This is a genomic window from Streptomyces sp. NPDC046860, assembly GCF_040645115.1.
Taxonomy (GTDB): Bacteria; Actinomycetota; Actinomycetes; order Streptomycetales; family Streptomycetaceae; genus Streptomyces.
Genome location: NZ_JBEYXQ010000003.1, coordinates 193,344 through 208,525 on the forward strand (window position 1 = coordinate 193,344; position 15,182 = coordinate 208,525).

The following is a 15,182-nucleotide window of genomic DNA, read 5'->3' on the forward strand; positions in this document are numbered from 1 at the left end:
GACACGCGAGGAGGACCGACCATGACACCGCCCGTGGAGTACGACGAGCCCAGCGGCACCCTCGTGCTGCGCACCGAGGCCACGTGTTACGTCCTGCGGGTCGACCGGGCGCGCGGTGCCGTGCTGCACGTCCACTGGGGCGCGCACCTGCCGCTGGAGGACGCGGTGGCCCTCCCCGTCGGGACCGAGCACGACAACAGTTTCGCCGGGCGCTTCGACGGGGTGGAGGAGTACCCCGTCGAGGGCGGCGCCCGGTTCGGGGTGCCCGCGCTGGAGGTCCGCTTCGCCGACGGGAACAGCCCCGTCGAGCCCGAGATACGCGAGGTGCGCTTCCCCGGCGCCGGACACGTCGTGGTCGCGCTGCGGGACCGGGCGCGGCCGCTGGCGTGGGAGACGCACTACCGGGTGCCGCCCGACGGCGACGTCATCGAGCGCTGGACGGAGTTCGAGCACACCGGCGACACGGACCCCGTACTCCTCACGCGTCACGCCGCCGCCCACTGGCCGCTGCCCCGGCGACCCCGTTGGCGGATGTCGGCCGTGCACGGCGGCTGGGCCGACGAGAACCGGCTCACCCGTACCGAGGTCGCCGTGGGCGAGACCACGCTGACCAGCCGACGCGGTCACAGCGGCCACCAGGCGGGCCCCTGGGTCGCCCTGGACACCGGGGCGGCCGACGAGGAACACGGCGAGGTCTGGGCCACCGTCCTCGCCGCCAGCGGCAGCTGGCGTCTGACCGTGCAGCGCACGGCGGCCGGAGGGGCGGGCGTCGTCGCGGGGGAGGGGCACGAGGGAGCCGAGATCGCCCTCGCCCCCGGCCGCCGGCACGTCACCCCGGTCAGCCTCGGGCTCCACGCCACCGGCGGCTTCGGAGCCGTCAGCCGCGCGCTGCACACCTACGTCCGCCGCCACGTCCTGCCCCACCCGGAGGAACTGCGGCCCGTCCTCTACAACTCCTGGGAGGCGACCGGGTTCGAGACCTCCGAGGAGGGCCAGCTCGCCCTGGCCCGCCGGGCCGCCGGCATCGGGGTGGAACTGTTCGTCGTCGACGACGGCTGGTTCGGCACCCGTGACGACGACCGCTCCGGCCTCGGCGACTGGACCCCGCACCCCCGGCGCTTCTCCCGCGGACTGCGCCCCCTGGCCGACGAGGTGCACCGTCTGGGCATGGCGTTCGGACTGTGGGTGGAACCCGAGATGGCCAACGCCGACAGCGACCTGTACCGCGCGCATCCCGAGTACGCGCTGCACCTGCCCGACCGCCGCGCCACCGAACTCCGCCACCAGCTCGTCCTGGACTTCTCCCGCCGCGAGGTCACCGAGTGGGCGTACGCGTGGCTGCACCGGCTCGTCGGCGAGAACGCGGTGGACTTCCTCAAGTGGGACTTCAACCGGTCCTTCACCGAGGCGGGCGCCCGCGGCGGAGGGCCGGACGCGCGGCGGGCCCACATCGAGCACGCGCGCGGCGTGCACCGGGTGCTCGACCGGCTGCGGGCCGCGTTCCCCCGGCTGCGGATCGAGTCCTGCGCGGGCGGCGGCGGCCGGACCGACCTCGGCATGCTCGCCCGCACCGACCAGGTGTGGACCTCCGACAACACCGACGCCGTGCAACGCCTCGCCGTCCAGCACGGCTTCAGCCAGGTCCACCCGGCCCGCGTCATGTCGGCCTGGGTCACCGACAGCCCCAACCCGCTGACCGGACGCACGGTGCCGCTGGGCTTCCGCTTCCACTCCGCCATGGCGGGCGTCCTGGGCATCGGCGGCAGCCTGGACCGCTGGACACCGGAGGAACTCGCCGAGGCCGCCCGGCTGATCGAGGTCTACAAGGACATCCGCCCGCTGGTGCAGCACGGACACCAGTACCGGCTGCTCGCCCCGGGCGACGGCGCCCTGACCGCCGTCCAGTACGTCGGTCCCGACGCCGACCGGACGGTGGTGCTGCTGTGGCGGACCGACGCCTCCTTCGGCCCGGCGCATCCGCCGCTCCGGCTGCGGGGCCTGGCCCCCGGCGCCCGCTACCGCGACGAGGACACCGCGGCCGTGTGGTCGGCGGCGACCCTCGCCGGTCACGGCCTGAGCGTCCCCGGCCTGCCGGGCGGAGACCACGCGAGCGCGCTGGTACGCCTGCGCAGGGTGGCGTAGCCGCGTCCGGTCAGCGGACGGCGGGCGGACCGGCCTGACCGGGCACGTGCTGGCCGGGGACGGGCAGACCGGTCCCCGGGGGCATCACCCGCGCCAGGTCGCGGTGTATGCGGTCGGCTTCGCCCCGCACCTCGGCGGGGACGTCGCCGCGCTCGGCGACGAGGCGGCTGAAGATGGGGGTGTCGGTGAACATGACGGAGTCTGCTCTTTTCGGGTGGGTCGCCGGGTGGTGGGGGGCGCGACGGGACGGGTGACGGTCACCTGCCCAGGCCGGAGCGCCAGCGGCCGAAGGGAACGGCGGCGCCGGGGAACGCCCGGCCAGGAACGGGCACACGACACCTTAAGGGGCAGCACCGACACCCCGCGTCCGGGGACCGGTCCAGCCGCTCGGCTCCAAGTGATCATGTATTCGGGATTCGCGGGTAGACGCGGCCGACGAGTCCGAAAGTCATCGAATACGGAGTTGTCGTGCCGACACCGCATCTTTCCCCGGAGCCCGGCGTGTCCGGGGTCACGCAACTGGCCGCGTCCTGGCCGAACTGGATGGAGGAACACACCGCTGCGTTCGTCGAGGTGCCGTTGCGCATCCTCCTCATCGTCGTCGTCCTGGGGGTGGTCCGCTGGGTCGCCAAGCGGGCCATCACCCGCGTCGTCCAGCACATCCTGCAGCCCGGCAGCGACGGCGAGCCCCGCCAGCGCCGCTCCGGACGCGGCGCCGCCGTCCTGATGCGCGACCGCTCCCGCGCCTCCCAGCGCCGGGAGCAGCGTGCCCGCACCATAGGCTCGGTGCTCAGCAGCGGGGTCACGATCGTGCTGGCCCTGCTCGGCACGGCCATGATCCTCGACCAGGTCGGCATCGCCCTGGGCCCGCTGCTGGCCAGCGCCGGAGTCGTCGGACTCGCCATCGGTTTCGGCGCGCAGAGCCTGGTCGCCGACTACCTCTCCGGCCTGCTCATCATGGTCGAGGACCAGTACGGCGTCGGTGACACCGTCGACCTCGGCGAGGCCGTGGGCGAGGTCGAGCACATCGGCCTGCGCCTGACCCACGTCCGTGACCTCAACGGCGGCCTGTGGCACATCCGCAACGGCGAGGTCCTCCGCGTCCGCAACGACAGCCAGGACTGGGCCCGCGCCGTCCTGGACGTCGCCGTCGCCTACGACGCCAACCTCGACACGGTCTACCAGGCGCTGGAGGACGCCGGCCGCGCCCTGCGCGAGAACCCGGCCTTCGCCGACGTGCTGCTGGAGGACCCGAGCGTGTGGGGCGTGCAGTCCCTGGACGCCGACGGTGTCGTCGTCCGTATCGCCGTGAAGACCGTCCCGCTCCAGCAGTGGTCCGTCACCCGTGAGCTGCGGCGCCGGGTCAAGGACGCGCTGGACGCCGCCGGTATCGACATCCCCTTCCCGCAGCGCACCATCTGGCTGCGCAACGAGGAGCCGGCGACGGAGCTCACCACCCGCTGACCCTTCCGCACCAAACGAGTGGGCCCGGCCTCCGCGAGGCCGGGCCCACTCGTGTCATGTGTGTCGGATCACCATCGGTACCAGCGGCCCCGACGGCCGCCGCTGCCCGCCGGCCGGACGAAGAACCCGACCAGCCACACCACCAGAACGATCACCGCTATCCACCACAGCGCCTTCAGGGCGAAGCCCGCGCCGAAGAGGATCAGAGCCAGCAGAAGAACCAGGATCAAAGGAACCATTGTTTACGACCTCCTGACCGCCGATTGCCCCTGACCAGCGAATACACGCACACAACTGCCAAGTTATCCGCACGACTTGGAGGGCATGAGGATGTGTTGCGACGATGGTCGGCACCAGGCCGGTACTCCGTCCGGCGCAGCGCGCGGGCGGTGAGGGCTGACAAGGCCGGTGAAGAGGGATTCTCCGGGTGGCCGGGGGTAACCGCCCTGCATGAACATCGCTGCTGAATTCCTCGCCGCGTCCGGCAAGGGCGCGCTCTGGCTCCTCGTCGTGGGAGTGGTCGTCGTCGCGATCCTGCTGGGCGGCTTCCTGCTGGGCAGCAGGCGGGCGCGCTCGCGCCGTCTCTCCACGCCGCCCCCCGGCGCCGAGGCCCGCCGTGGCCCGCAGGACCAGGCGGGCGTCGGCTGGCAGACCCCGGAGGACAACCCGGAGAACCACACCCACCACCGCCACTGACCGCCCCGGAGCGGCTCAGCCCGCGTGCTGCCGCTCCAGCTCCCGCTTCAGGTTGCCCAGCGTCCGGCGGATGTTGCGGGCCTGGAAGTCCGCGAAGGTGCTGCCCGAGGTGACGACCCGGTCGAAGACGGCGGCCACGGCGTCGGGCCAGGTGCGGCGGTCGTCGGTCCAGGTCTCGGTGACGAGGGTGCCGTCGCCGGCCGGTTCGAAGCGGTACTCCCAGGTGGCGATGGGGCCGCGCAGGCGCGGGCGGCCGACGCCGATGGCGTGGACCCGGAAGGCGAAGCGCCGGCCCGGCTCGGCCGCCGTGACCGTGCACCGGGTCACCCAGCGGAACCTCCCGCGCTTGTTCCGCCCCACGAAGCTGGTGCCCACACCGGCCGGGCCGTCCGCCGAACCGGGCGCGGTGCCCAGGTTCTCCGGGCTCCAGCGGCCCATGTCACCGGGACGGCTCACCGCCTCGTAGGCGACGTCCGGCGGGACGTCCACGACGATGCTGTCGCTCACACTCAACACACGGGCCACTGCGCCGCCTCCTCGCGAACTGAAAGCTACTGTCCGGTAGGAAGCATGGCACGGCGACCTCGGCCGGGGTCCGTCAGGCCGGTGCCGACAGGGCGGCCCCCACCCGCGCGCACACCTCCGGCGGGGTCGAGGCGTGCGGGGAGAACCTGAGGGAGTCGGCCCGCACCGTCGGGGTCACGCCCTCGGCGTGCAGCGCCTTCGCCACGAGGGCCGGGTCGCGGCCCGGCATCGTGAAGGAGAGGATGCCCGCGCGCCGCGCCGGGTCGGCGGGGGAGAGGACCTGTCCTCCGTGCTGCCGGACCACTTCGGTGAGTTCGCCGACCCGCTCGGCGATCGCGGCCTCGATCCCGGCCACGCCGTGCCGCTCGACGAGATCCAGCGCGGCCGCGAACGCGGCGGCCGTCACCGGGCTCAGATGGGTGACCGACCACCGGCCGGCGTCGGCGGCGGGCGGGTGCTCCGCGCCGTCGAAGAGGCCCACGTCCTCCACCCCCGTCCACCCGGTGAGCACCGGTTCCAGGGATTCCAGCGCACGGTCGGACAGGGTGGCGAAGCCGGTGGCCCATCCCGCGCGCAGCCACTTCTGACCACCCGCCACCACCACGTCGGCCGCGTCCCACGGCAGTCCGGCCGCGCCGAACGCCTGGATGGCGTCCACGATCAGCAGCCGGTCCGGCCCGATCGCCTCGCGCAGCCCCGCCAGGTCCGCACGGAAGCCGGTACGGAAGTCCACAGCGCTCACCGACAGCGCGACCACGTCCTCGGTCAGCGCGGCCCGGACCAGATCCGGGGTGACCCCGCCGCCCTGCTCCGGGTCGAGCCAGCGGGGCGCGACCCGGCCGAGGTCCGCGGTGCGGCGCCACGGGTAGTGGTTGGCGGGGAAGTCGGTACGCGGCACCAGGACCGAGCCTTCCCGGATGCCGAGCGCGGCGTGGAAGAGACCGGTGGACGCGTTCGGCAGCAGCACGGTGTGCCGGGCGTCGGTGCCCGCGAGACGGGCGGCGGTGTCCCGCGCGACCGCCTCCGCGCGCATCAGGCCGTCCACCGTGGTGTGGTCGGCGAGGGCGGTCTCGGCCAGGGCCCGCGCGGTGGCCTCCACGGCGTCCCGCGAGGGCGGGCCGAACCGCGCGAAGTCGAGATACCCGGCAGGTGTGTCGAAGTGGGCTGCGTACGAAGTGAGCACGAGCCTCATCCTGCCCGGTGCGGGACGGGGCGGACGCCCCCGCCCCGGGAACGCCCGCCCTGTCCCCGCGCTCAGTGCCCGGCGGCGTCCTCGGGGCGCGCGTGGCGCGGCAGGAGGAAGGCGAGCAGGAACGTCAGGACGAGCATCCCGTCCACCACCCACAGCACCGTCTTCATGACGGAACCGAAGCCGCCCTGGAAGGCCGAGGCCGCGGTGGACCGGAGCGCGGCCGGTATCCGGGCGCCGTCCCGCGGCGAGGTGACGGCCGACCGGGTGTCCTTCTCCAGCGTGGCGCAGGAGGCCGGGGTGGCGGCCGGGTCCTTGGCGACCGCGCGGTCCGAGGCGCAGGTCCGCAGGTCCGCGACGATCCGGTCCTGAGCGGCCGGCGCGACATGGGCGGCCGCCAGCTGCCGCCGCAGGCCGTCGGCGTCGTGGTCCACCGCGGAGGCGATGCCGCCGCCCAGCAGACCGAAGAAGACGGTGCCCAGGATGGCCACGCCGAAGGCGCCGCCGAGCTGCTGGACCGCGGTCATGGTGCCGGACGCCGAGCCCGTCTCGTGCTGCTCGACACTGGTGAGCACGATGTCGAAGAAGGGCGCCATCAGCAGGCCCATGCCGATGCCGGTGACCAGCAGGGAGGGCAGGAGCTGCCAGGGGCCGACGCCGCTCCCGGCGAGGTCCAGCGTCAGCCACACCCCGAACACGCCGGCCGCCATGACCAGCGCGCCCGCCTGGAGCACGGCGCGGCCGAACCGGGTGACGGCCTGGGCGAGTCCGAAGCCCACGATCATGCCGCCGGACCAGGGCACCATCACCAGACCCGCCTTCAGCGGCGAGTACCCGAGGCCGATCTGGGTGTAGAGGTTGAACACCAGCATGAAGCCCTGCATGGCGGAGAAGAACACCAGCCCGAGGATCATGCCGCCGCTGAACCCCCGCTTGCGGAAGAGGCTGATGACCACCAGCGGGTCCCGGCCCGCCTTGCTGCGGCGCGACTCGTACCGGCCGAAGACGGCGAAGACCACGACCGAGGCGGCCATCATCACGAAGGTCCACACGGGCCAGTCGTACTCCCGGCCCTGGACCAGCGGGAAGATCAGCAGCAGCGCGGCCAGGGAGACCAGGAGCATGCCGGGGATGTCCAGCCGGGGCTTGACCTCGGAGCGGGTGCGCGGCAGGTAACGGACGGCGCCCAGCAGGGCGGCGGCGCCCAGCGGCAGGTTGAGCAGGAAGATCATCCGCCAGCCGGTGCCGAAGTAGTCGGCGTCCACGAGCCAGCCCGCCAGGATCGGCCCGGAGACCGCGGACAGCCCCATGACCGGGCCGAACATGCCGAACGCCTTCTGCGACTCCTTCGGCGGGAACATCTCCTTGATCATGCCGAGGCCCTGCGGCAGCATCACCGCGCCGAAGAGCCCCTGCACGACCCGGGCGCCGATCAGCATCTCGGGCGACATCGACACCGCGCACAGCAGCGAGCCCACGGTGAAGCCCGCCGCGCCCACGAGGAACATGGTGCGGCGCCCGTGTATGTCACCGAGGCGACCGCCCGTGACGAGGCCGACGGCCATCGACAGCGTGTACGCGGCGGCGAGCCACTGGAGGGTGGAGGCGCTGCCGCCGAGGTCGGCGCGCATGGAGGGGCCGGCGATGTTCGTGACGACGGCGTCCAGGAGGTCCATCACCTCGGCCGCGAGGATCACGAAGAGAGCTGCCCAGCGCCACCGGTAGGGCGCTGGTGAATCAGTGGGCGTCTCGGCGGACGCGACACCGGTGCTGGACATCGGTACTCCTCGTGCAAGGGATCATGGTGGTGAACGGTGTTCACCGTAACAGAACAGTGCTCATCGGGAGAACGCTGTTCATCAAGATATAGCGCAAGCGTGACGCCGGGACAAGATATATCGCGTCGCCTGTGGAGGAAGGGCGCAGCGGGCCCGGAGCCCTCACCAGCCGTGAACACTGTTCTCCGGCGGCCCTAGACTGTGACCATGAGCGACGCGGCCGCCGGCAAATCCGCACCCCCTCCGCCGTCTCCCTGGGAGCGCGAGCGTCCCGCCCGCCCCCAGGCGGCGCCCCAGCGCGCGCCGCTGTCGCGCGAGCGGATCGTCGAAGCCGCCTTCGAGGTGCTGGACCGGCAGGGGCTCGACGGGCTCTCGATGCGCCAGGTGGCGGCCGAGCTGGGCGTCACGGTCTCCGCGCTCTACGCCCATGTCAGCTCCAAGGACGACCTGCTGGAGCTGATGTACACCCGGCTCTTCGACGACTTCCGGATGCCCGAACCCGACCCGGAGCGGTGGCGCGAGCAGATCCGGGACTACGCGCGCGCCGGGCGAAAGCGCCTGCTGTCCCACCGGGACGTGGCGCGGATCTCCATGGCCCACGTCCCGTTCACGGCCGAACTGCTGCCGCACGTCGAGGGGTTGCTCGCCATATTCCGCACGGCCGGACTGCCCGACCGGATCGCGGCGGAGGCGGGTGACCTCATCTCCACCTACATCGACGGCTTCGTGCTGGAGGAGGGCATGTGGCAGGACCGGGCGGCCGCCCGGCCCGAGGGTGCCGACTCCTCGCGGGCCCGGCCCGACTGGCGCGAGATGGCCGGGGAGATGCAGAACTACTTCGCGTCCCTGCCCGCCGCGGACTTCCCGCATCTGCGCGCCCTGGCCGACGTGATGGTGACCGACTCCTCGGACGAGAGGTTCGACATCGGTCTGGAGATCATCCTGCGGGGACTGGCCAGCTACCTCCCCGACGCGGCGCCCACGGCGGCGCCGGACGCCTGACGGGCGCCCGGCTCACACTCTGGCCCGGCGCCCGCCCCTCGGCCCGGCGTCCGCCGGGTTCGCTCGTGTCAGCGCCCGCCCGCCGCCTGCGCGGACTTGGTGTCGCCGAAGGGCAGCGTGCCTCCGCTGAGGTGGGCCCTGATGCCGTCCCGCTCCACGGTGATGCGCTGGATGCGGATGTCGCCCGGCGTCCTCGGCAGCTGGAAGGACAGGTTGAGCTGGTCGGCGAGCTGGGGCTGCGTGACGCCGCGTACCGCGCCCACCAGCTTGGGGTCGATGCCGAGCTGCGCCGGCAGGTCGGGCTGCTCGGCGATCACGTCGAACAGGTTGATCTTCATCAGCTTGCCGACGAACCCCGGCGATCCGGTGAGCCGTGCCAGGGCGGCGTCGTTGCGCATCGCGTCGCGGATCTGGGCCCGGTCGATACCGGCGCGCTCCGCGATCGCCGGTGCGGCCAGCATCGCCCGCACCTTCTCGCGCTGCTCGGCGACGGCGCGCGCCGCCTTCGGGGTGAGCTGGAGGCCCTCGTCGCGGCCGGGGCGGAAGGTGGCCACGTCCCCGATGTCGAGCCGCATACGGCTGATGTCGGTCGACACCCCGCGGTCACCGGACCGCCCGATGCGCGCCTCGGCGTGCAGCCTGAGCCGCTGGCCGCCGATCGGCACCTGGCCGTCGGCCTTGATGGCGCCGGGGCCCAGTCGGCTGAACTCGACCTGGGAGGCGCCCAGTTCGCGGTCGAGATCCTCGAACGAGAGCAGCACGTCGCCGTCGAGCGAGTGGACGGTGCCGCCCTTGAGGTGGGAGGGGAGCTCGCCGTTCAGCCGCACGTCGTGCGCGGTGGCGTGCACCCGCGCCAGCGACACCCGGTCGGCGGCGAGGTCGGGCACCGTGACGTGCGCGGTGTCGATGCGCTTGTCCAGCACCTGGGTCAGGAACGGGAAGCCGTCGATCTCCACCTGCGGCGCGGCCTCCAGATGCAGCGACTTCTGCAACTGGTCCTCGGTCTCGCGCTCCGCGAAGAGCACCGCGAACCGGTCGGCCAGCACGAGGAAGGCCAGGGTGACGGTGATCGCGATGCTCGCCTTCGTCGCACGGCGCAGGTTCTTGAACCTACGGGGGCGTTTCCGTCCCCGGCCGCGACGGTCGGCGGGCTGCCCGGGGTCGTCCCCGTAGGGCTCGGCCCAGTCCTCTGGCTGTCCGTCAGGTACGGCGTTCTGCTGGGCGTTCGGCGAGCGGTGCGACGCCATGCGAGTGGTGGAGCGCATCATGCCACCCAAACACGTCACCGCAGGTCGGACGCAAGTTCAGCCCTTCATGGGCGACGGTTCTCACATCCCGGTGACGGGGACACGAGGCCCGGGTGAAGAACCGTGGCCGATCATGTGGCGTTCGCGTGCGGGGGGCCGCCCATTGGGTGGACCATGGAGGGAAGCAGCGTCCCGCCCCGGCCGCGAAGGAGGTCACCATGGCAGCCGAACCCCCCTTCGTGCCGCCCGCCGGACCGGTCCTGTCGGTGTCGGCCGCCGATGTCCTGTTGCCCGAGCTGATCCTGGCCGGGGACATCGGCGCCGAGGCCCTGCGCGAGCTGGAGGAGGTGCTCGGGGCGCCGCCCCTGCACACGGCCACCGCGTGGACGGTGGACATGAGCCAGGTGACGCACATCGACCTCGCGTGCGCCTACGCGCTCCTGCGGGGTGCCACCCTGCGGCCGGAGCCCGCCGAACTCACCATCCGTGGCCCCCGGCGCGCGGTCCAGCGCACCCTGCGCAACGCGGGACTCGACGTGGTCGCCGTCATCGAGGAGTGACGGCCGCCCCGGACCTTCCCACGCACGCGGAATCCCGCTGATCCGCCCCGCCCGCCGGGGCCGGACCGGCCCTCGACTCTGTTTCGGCGCCTGGGAAAGGGCAGTAGGAAACTATGACTGACGACAAGAAGAACACCACGAGCACGACCGCGGCGGATGCCAAGAAGGCCGTGGTCTCCGGAGCCCAGTCGGTCAGCGACACCACCCAGCGGGTGAGCCGTGCCGCCGTCTCCGGTCTCCAGACCGGGCAGCACGCCGTCGCGGCCAACACGACCAAGGCCGTCGAGGCCGCGGGCACCGCGTGGACGGCCGTCAAGAACCGCAAGGCGTTCGCCGCCGGTGCCGCGGCGGGCGTGGCGGGCGTCGCCGGAGCGGCCTTCGCCATCGGCCGCGCGACGGCCAAGCCCCGCACGGGCCCCCTGACCCGGCTGGCACGCGGCCGGATCTGAACACATGAGGCAGGACCACGGCTATTCCCCGGCGGTCAGCCGTACGCACTCCGTGACGACGGCCCGCAGGCTCCCGGTGCGTTTCAGGATCGCGCGCTGCGCCATCGCGCCGTTGCCGTGCTTCAGCAGGCCCGACAGGATGTCCTGGGCCGCCTGGGCGTCGCCGTGGTCCTCCAGGGCGTCGCGTACGTGGTCGAAGAGCGCCCGTACCACCGTCTCCGCCGGCGCCGGCCGCATGGTCAGGGGATGCAGCAGACGGTCGTCGAGGCCGTACCGGGCCGCCTGCCAGGCGGCGAGACGCACCAGCGAGGTGCCGATCCGGGCCGGAGGTTCCCCCGCCACCCAGCGGCGGGCGGCCGTCTCGACGAGGGCCCGGCACAGCAGCGCCATGAGGACCGTGGTGTCCGACTCCAGGCAGACGTCGGCCACCCTGATCTCCACCGTGGGGTACCGGTGGGAGAGCCGGGCGTCGAAGTAGACCATCCCCTCGTCCCGCAGGACCCCGGTGCGGACCATGTCCCGTACCCGCTCGTGATAGCGGTCGGCGGAGCCGAAGACCTCCGTCGGTCCGGCCGAGGGCCAGCGTCCCCACATCTGGCTGCGGTAGCTGCTGTAGGAGCTGTCCTGGCCCTGCCAGAAGGGGGAGTTGGCGCTCAGCGCCAGCAGGACGGGCAACCAGGGGCGGATGCGGTCCAGTACGGCCACGCCCTCCTCGTCGGAGTCCACCGAGACGTGGACATGGCATCCGCAGGTGAGCTGGTCCGACAGGGTCAGCCCGAAGTGCTCGGACATCCAGCGGTAACGGGGATCGGCGGTCAGGGTCGGGCTGACCGGAAGCGGAGAGGTGGCCAGAGCGGCGATCGCGGCACCCGTGCGCCCGGCGAGCCGTGCCGCCTCGGCACGGCACCGGCGGATCTCGGCCGCCAGTTCGGCGCCCCGGGTGCGCGGACTGGTGGCGAACTCCACCTGCTGACGCTGCAACTCCTGCTCGAAGACCTGCTCGCCGTGCGTCCCCACGGCTCCGTCGGACTGGGCCAGCACCGCGGCCGAGACGGCCCGCGGTTCGCCCGTCTCCGCGTCCACCAGGAGGAGCTCCTCCTCCACTCCCACACTGCGCACGCGGCCGTCCTCCCTGCCCGGTCCGGGGACCGGTGCTCCTCGACGCGTCCCGCCGGTCAGTCCTGGCCGCCGGAGCCGGGCGCGGAGCCGCGTCCGGCCTCTCCCGGCCGGGCCCCGGCCTCGTCCCCGGCGATGGTCCCCCGCGCCTCGGTCCCCGCAGACCCTGCGGACCCCGCGATTACCTTGTCCTTGCCCTCGAAGAGGGCGTCCAGTCCCTCGCGGGCGACTTCGGCGGGGTCGTCCTTCTCCTGCCGGCCGAGCTGGGTGTCGTCCATGTCCGCGCGGTGGAAGAAGTCCGTCTCGGTGGGGCCCGGCATCAGCGCGGTCAGGGTGACGCCGGTGTCCGTCAGCTCGCTCTGCAGCGACTCGGCGAAGGACTGCACGAACGACTTCGACGCCTGGTACACGGCCTGGAAGGTGCCGGGCGCGGCGGAGGCGACCGACGAGGTCACCAGGATGCGGCCCCGCCCCCGGGCCACCATCTCGCGCACGACCCGCTTGGCCAGGTGCACGGTCGAGCGCACGTTGAGATCGACGATCTCCAGCTCGTCCTCCAGGTCGGTGTCCGCGAAGGTGCCGCCCTGGCCCACGCCCGCGTTCAGCACCGCCACGTCGAGCGGGCGCTCCGTCGCCAGGACCGCCGTCCACAGCTGCTCGGCCTGGTCGTAGTGGCGCAGGTCGGCCCGGACCGCCTCCACCGACACCCCGGCCGCCCGGATCTCCTGGGCCGCCTGCCGCAGCCCGGTCTCGTTCTCGGCGTTGACGATCAGGTCGTAACCACGCTCGGCCAGCTGCAGGGCCAGTTCGAAACCGATACCGCTGGAGGCGCCCGTGACCAGGGCGAGAGGCTTCACGTCGGTCATGGCCGGATCACATCCCGGGTGAGGTCGGTGCGGGGCGGCGGGCGGGGCGCACGACGCGTACCTCCCGCAGTTCCCCGATCGGCCGGTCCTGAACGGCGGGGCGGTGGCGGTACGGCGCGGGCGGGCGTTTCCCCGGGGCCGCGCGCGGGGACTCGCGGTCCATGGTGGCCAACCGACGAGGAGGCCGGTCATGAGCGAGCAGACACCGTCCCAGGCCGAGGGCGAGCGGGACCCCGACCCCGAGACCGACGGCCGTCCCGGCCGCACCATCCACCCCGACGTGCCGCGCACGACACCCTCGCAGGCCGAGGGCGAGCGCCTGCCGGAAGACGACGAGTAGCCGGGACTCCGGACCCCTAGGCCGTGTCCGCAAAGTGGCGCCTGGCTCGCGACGCCTGGCACGCCCTCCCCCGAGCTCTGCGAGCAGGGGGGACCCCCAGCCGCGTTGTCGGGATCGCCCTCGTACATCCAGTACGAGGGCGACCCTCCGTCTTGCGATCGCACGCACCAGACGCCGCGAGCCCTGCCCTCCGGGCAGACGACGCCACTTTGCGGACACGACCTAGCGCAGCGCGTGGACCGCCGCCGCGAACAGCGGAGGCATCCGGCACGCCGCCGGCACGACCAGCCGGGCCGTGGCCGGACGGCTGCCGGCCGCCAGCAACGCCCTGGTCAGCAGCCGGTGGCGCCGGGTCAGCAGCGTCCAGTCCCGTTCGTACCGCTCCGGCCGCCCGGCCGCGACACGGCGTACGGCAGCCTCGGCCGTCGCCAGAGCCAGGGCGACGCCCTCCCCGGTGAGCGCGTCCACGTAGCCCGCCGCGTCACCGGCCAGCAGCACCCGGCCCGCGACCCGGCGCCGCACCCGCTGGCGCAGCGGTCCGGCGCCGCGCACCCGCGTGGCCTCCGCCCCGCGCAGCACGCCGGCCAGCGCCGGGAACGCGGCCAGATGCTCGTCGTAGCCGCGCCGGACCCGGCTGAGGAAGGCGACCCCCACCAGGTCGTCGGCGACCGGGGTCACGTACGCCTCCCCGTCGCCGGACCAGTGGACCTCGACGTAGTCCGACCACGGCGGGACACGGAAGTGCCGCCGCAGCCCGTACCGGCCGCGCGCGTCGCCCGGCAGTGCCAGCCCGAGCCGGTGGCGGGTGGGGGAGTGCAGGCCGTCGGCCGCGATCAGCCAGCGCGCGGTGATCCCGGCCGCGGTGACGCTGTCCGCCGTCTGCCGCACCTCCTCGACCTTGCCGGTCACCACCTCCGCGCCGAGGGCGAGAGCCCGCCGGTGCAGCGCGTCGTGGAGGGCCGTACGGCGTACGCCCAGCCCCGGGCGGCCGCGGAAACGGGCCTCGGCGCCGCGGGTGCCGTCCAGGTAGCGGATGCCGCGCAGTTCCCGGCCCGCGGGCGCCACCCCCAGCGCCCGCAGGGCCGCGACCCCGCCGGGCATGACGCCCTCCCCGCACGCCTTGTCCACCGGCGCGGTACGCGGCTCGACCACCACGGCGGTGAGCCCCGCGAGCCGGGCGTGCGCTGCCGCCGCCAGCCCGGCCGGACCGCCGCCCGCCACCAGGACGTCGATCACGCCGGTACCGGTGCGCCGGCGGCGGCCAGCGCCCGGTTCTCGCAGCGGACGCGCACGGTCAGCACGGCGGCGTCGAGCACCGTGAAGGCCGCCGCCGTCACCCACGCGGTGTGCACCAGCGGCAGCGCCAGCCCCTCGGCCACGACGGCCACGTAGTTCGGATGCCGCAGCAGCCGGTACGGCCCCCGCCTCACCAGCGGCAGGCCGGGCACGACGATCACCCGGGTGTTCCAGCGCGGCCCGAGCGTGCCGACGCACCACCAGCGCAGCGCCTGGGCGCCCACCAGCACGGCCAGCATCGGCCAGCCCAGCGCGGGCAGGAAGGGCCGGTCCGCGAGCCACACCTCCAGCGGGCAGCCGACCAGCAGGCCCACGTGCAGGGCGACCATCGCCGGGTAGTGGCCCTCGCCCGCCACCACCGCGCGCCGGTCCCTGCTCCACCGCTCGTTGCGGCGCGCCACGACCAGTTCGGCGACCCGCTCGCCCGCGACGGCGGCCACCAGGAGTGCGTACCAGATCATGTGTGTCGTGTCCTGTGCCTAGGGATGTCTTCCGCTTGCCGGTCGCCCTCC

17 protein-coding genes are annotated in these 15,182 nt (G+C 73.5%); 7 read left to right on the forward strand and 10 right to left on the reverse strand.

Translation table 11 applies throughout. The features are described 5' to 3' along the window. The first annotated feature begins 21 nt into the window (after positions 1–21). On the forward strand, positions 22–2,142 hold the full coding sequence (locus ABZ898_RS06605; protein WP_361653485.1) for an alpha-galactosidase: 2,121 nt from the start codon (positions 22–24) through the stop codon (positions 2,140–2,142). Positions 2,143–2,152: 10 nt separating this feature from the next. Here ABZ898_RS06605 and ABZ898_RS06610 read toward each other — a convergent pair whose 3' ends face one another. Continuing rightward, positions 2,153–2,335 (reverse strand): hypothetical protein, encoded by a 183-nt coding sequence (locus tag ABZ898_RS06610; protein ID WP_361653487.1) that lies wholly within the window; start codon positions 2,333–2,335, stop codon positions 2,153–2,155. Positions 2,336–2,643: 308 nt separating this feature from the next. On the opposite strand from ABZ898_RS06610, the gene ABZ898_RS06615 reads away from it, so the two are divergent. After that, complete coding sequence (locus tag ABZ898_RS06615; RefSeq protein WP_361653489.1) at positions 2,644–3,606, forward strand: mechanosensitive ion channel family protein; 963 nt, start codon at positions 2,644–2,646, stop codon at positions 3,604–3,606. Between the two features lie 68 nt (positions 3,607–3,674). On the opposite strand, the gene ABZ898_RS06620 is transcribed toward ABZ898_RS06615, so the two are convergent. After that, positions 3,675–3,845 (reverse strand): hydrophobic protein, encoded by a 171-nt coding sequence (locus ABZ898_RS06620; RefSeq protein ID WP_329018044.1) that lies wholly within the window; start codon positions 3,843–3,845, stop codon positions 3,675–3,677. Positions 3,846–4,056: 211 nt separating this feature from the next. On the opposite strand from ABZ898_RS06620, the gene ABZ898_RS06625 reads away from it, so the two are divergent. After that, positions 4,057–4,302 (forward strand): DUF6479 family protein, encoded by a 246-nt coding sequence (locus ABZ898_RS06625; protein ID WP_361653491.1) that lies wholly within the window; start codon positions 4,057–4,059, stop codon positions 4,300–4,302. A gap of 15 nt (positions 4,303–4,317) precedes the next feature. Here the strand turns inward: ABZ898_RS06625 and ABZ898_RS06630 are convergent, their stop codons facing one another. The 3 genes from ABZ898_RS06630 to ABZ898_RS06640 all read right to left on the reverse strand — a co-directional run bounded on the left by ABZ898_RS06630 (position 4,318) and on the right by ABZ898_RS06640 (position 7,794). Continuing rightward, positions 4,318–4,827, reverse strand: coding sequence for an SRPBCC family protein (locus ABZ898_RS06630; RefSeq protein WP_361653493.1), 510 nt, complete (start codon positions 4,825–4,827; stop codon positions 4,318–4,320). 73 nt (positions 4,828–4,900) lie between these two features. Next, a complete protein-coding gene (locus tag ABZ898_RS06635; RefSeq protein WP_361653495.1) occupies positions 4,901–6,010 on the reverse strand; it encodes an aminotransferase class V-fold PLP-dependent enzyme in 1,110 nt (369 codons plus the stop codon). Positions 6,011–6,081: 71 nt separating this feature from the next. Beyond that, positions 6,082–7,794, reverse strand: coding sequence for an MFS transporter (locus ABZ898_RS06640; protein WP_361653497.1), 1,713 nt, complete (start codon positions 7,792–7,794; stop codon positions 6,082–6,084). 207 nt (positions 7,795–8,001) lie between these two features. On the opposite strand from ABZ898_RS06640, the gene ABZ898_RS06645 reads away from it, so the two are divergent. Continuing rightward, positions 8,002–8,796: a TetR/AcrR family transcriptional regulator gene (locus tag ABZ898_RS06645; protein WP_361653499.1), complete on the forward strand. Its 795-nt coding sequence runs from the start codon at positions 8,002–8,004 to the stop codon at positions 8,794–8,796. Positions 8,797–8,864: 68 nt separating this feature from the next. Here ABZ898_RS06645 and ABZ898_RS06650 read toward each other — a convergent pair whose 3' ends face one another. Then, on the reverse strand, positions 8,865–10,043 hold the full coding sequence (locus ABZ898_RS06650) for a DUF2993 domain-containing protein (RefSeq protein ID WP_361653501.1): 1,179 nt from the start codon (positions 10,041–10,043) through the stop codon (positions 8,865–8,867). Positions 10,044–10,261: 218 nt separating this feature from the next. Between ABZ898_RS06650 and ABZ898_RS06655 the strand changes: the two genes are divergently transcribed. Next, complete coding sequence (locus tag ABZ898_RS06655) at positions 10,262–10,603, forward strand: STAS domain-containing protein (RefSeq protein WP_361653503.1); 342 nt, start codon at positions 10,262–10,264, stop codon at positions 10,601–10,603. Positions 10,604–10,716: 113 nt separating this feature from the next. After that, the gene (locus ABZ898_RS06660; RefSeq protein WP_361653505.1) at positions 10,717–11,052 is read left to right on the forward strand and encodes a hypothetical protein; all 336 of its coding nucleotides are present in this window, start codon (positions 10,717–10,719) and stop codon (positions 11,050–11,052) included. Between the two features lie 21 nt (positions 11,053–11,073). Here ABZ898_RS06660 and ABZ898_RS06665 read toward each other — a convergent pair whose 3' ends face one another. Both ABZ898_RS06665 and ABZ898_RS06670 read right to left on the reverse strand, forming a co-directional pair. Next, positions 11,074–12,171 carry a glutamate--cysteine ligase gene (locus tag ABZ898_RS06665; protein ID WP_361653507.1) on the reverse strand — a complete coding sequence of 366 codons (1,098 nt, stop codon included), beginning with the start codon at positions 12,169–12,171 and terminating at the stop codon, positions 11,074–11,076. Between the two features lie 56 nt (positions 12,172–12,227). Beyond that, the gene (locus ABZ898_RS06670) at positions 12,228–13,034 is read right to left on the reverse strand and encodes an SDR family NAD(P)-dependent oxidoreductase (protein ID WP_361653509.1); all 807 of its coding nucleotides are present in this window, start codon (positions 13,032–13,034) and stop codon (positions 12,228–12,230) included. A 190-nt stretch (positions 13,035–13,224) separates the two neighbouring features. Here ABZ898_RS06670 and ABZ898_RS06675 point away from each other — a divergent pair, with 190 nt between their 5' ends. After that, on the forward strand, positions 13,225–13,374 hold the full coding sequence (locus ABZ898_RS06675; protein ID WP_361653511.1) for a hypothetical protein: 150 nt from the start codon (positions 13,225–13,227) through the stop codon (positions 13,372–13,374). 222 nt (positions 13,375–13,596) lie between these two features. On the opposite strand, the gene ABZ898_RS06680 is transcribed toward ABZ898_RS06675, so the two are convergent. Both ABZ898_RS06680 and ABZ898_RS06685 read right to left on the reverse strand, forming a co-directional pair. Next, the gene (locus ABZ898_RS06680; RefSeq protein ID WP_361653513.1) at positions 13,597–14,610 is read right to left on the reverse strand and encodes an FAD-dependent monooxygenase; all 1,014 of its coding nucleotides are present in this window, start codon (positions 14,608–14,610) and stop codon (positions 13,597–13,599) included. Beyond that, positions 14,607–15,131 (reverse strand): isoprenylcysteine carboxyl methyltransferase family protein, encoded by a 525-nt coding sequence (locus ABZ898_RS06685; RefSeq protein ID WP_361653515.1) that lies wholly within the window; start codon positions 15,129–15,131, stop codon positions 14,607–14,609. Before ABZ898_RS06685 ends, ABZ898_RS06680 begins: the two co-directional genes overlap by 4 nt. Positions 15,132–15,182 lie beyond the last annotated feature (51 nt).

Bases quoted from the DNA above. Each gene is read 5' to 3' on its own strand.
- ABZ898_RS06660 (WP_361653505.1), top strand. From the start codon at position 10,717: ATGACTGACGACAAGAAGAACACCACGAGCACGACCGCGGCGGATGCC.
- ABZ898_RS06685 (WP_361653515.1), bottom strand. From the start codon at position 15,131: ATGATCTGGTACGCACTCCTGGTGGCCGCCGTCGCGGGCGAGCGGGTC.
- ABZ898_RS06650 (WP_361653501.1), bottom strand. From the start codon at position 10,043: ATGGCGTCGCACCGCTCGCCGAACGCCCAGCAGAACGCCGTACCTGAC.
- ABZ898_RS06655 (WP_361653503.1), top strand. From the start codon at position 10,262: ATGGCAGCCGAACCCCCCTTCGTGCCGCCCGCCGGACCGGTCCTGTCG.
- ABZ898_RS06675 (WP_361653511.1), top strand. From the start codon at position 13,225: ATGAGCGAGCAGACACCGTCCCAGGCCGAGGGCGAGCGGGACCCCGAC.
- ABZ898_RS06610 (WP_361653487.1), bottom strand. From the start codon at position 2,335: ATGTTCACCGACACCCCCATCTTCAGCCGCCTCGTCGCCGAGCGCGGC.
- ABZ898_RS06670 (WP_361653509.1), bottom strand. From the start codon at position 13,034: ATGACCGACGTGAAGCCTCTCGCCCTGGTCACGGGCGCCTCCAGCGGT.
- ABZ898_RS06645 (WP_361653499.1), top strand. From the start codon at position 8,002: ATGAGCGACGCGGCCGCCGGCAAATCCGCACCCCCTCCGCCGTCTCCC.
- ABZ898_RS06605 (WP_361653485.1), top strand. From the start codon at position 22: ATGACACCGCCCGTGGAGTACGACGAGCCCAGCGGCACCCTCGTGCTG.
- ABZ898_RS06625 (WP_361653491.1), top strand. From the start codon at position 4,057: ATGAACATCGCTGCTGAATTCCTCGCCGCGTCCGGCAAGGGCGCGCTC.
- ABZ898_RS06620 (WP_329018044.1), bottom strand. From the start codon at position 3,845: ATGGTTCCTTTGATCCTGGTTCTTCTGCTGGCTCTGATCCTCTTCGGC.
- ABZ898_RS06640 (WP_361653497.1), bottom strand. From the start codon at position 7,794: ATGTCCAGCACCGGTGTCGCGTCCGCCGAGACGCCCACTGATTCACCA.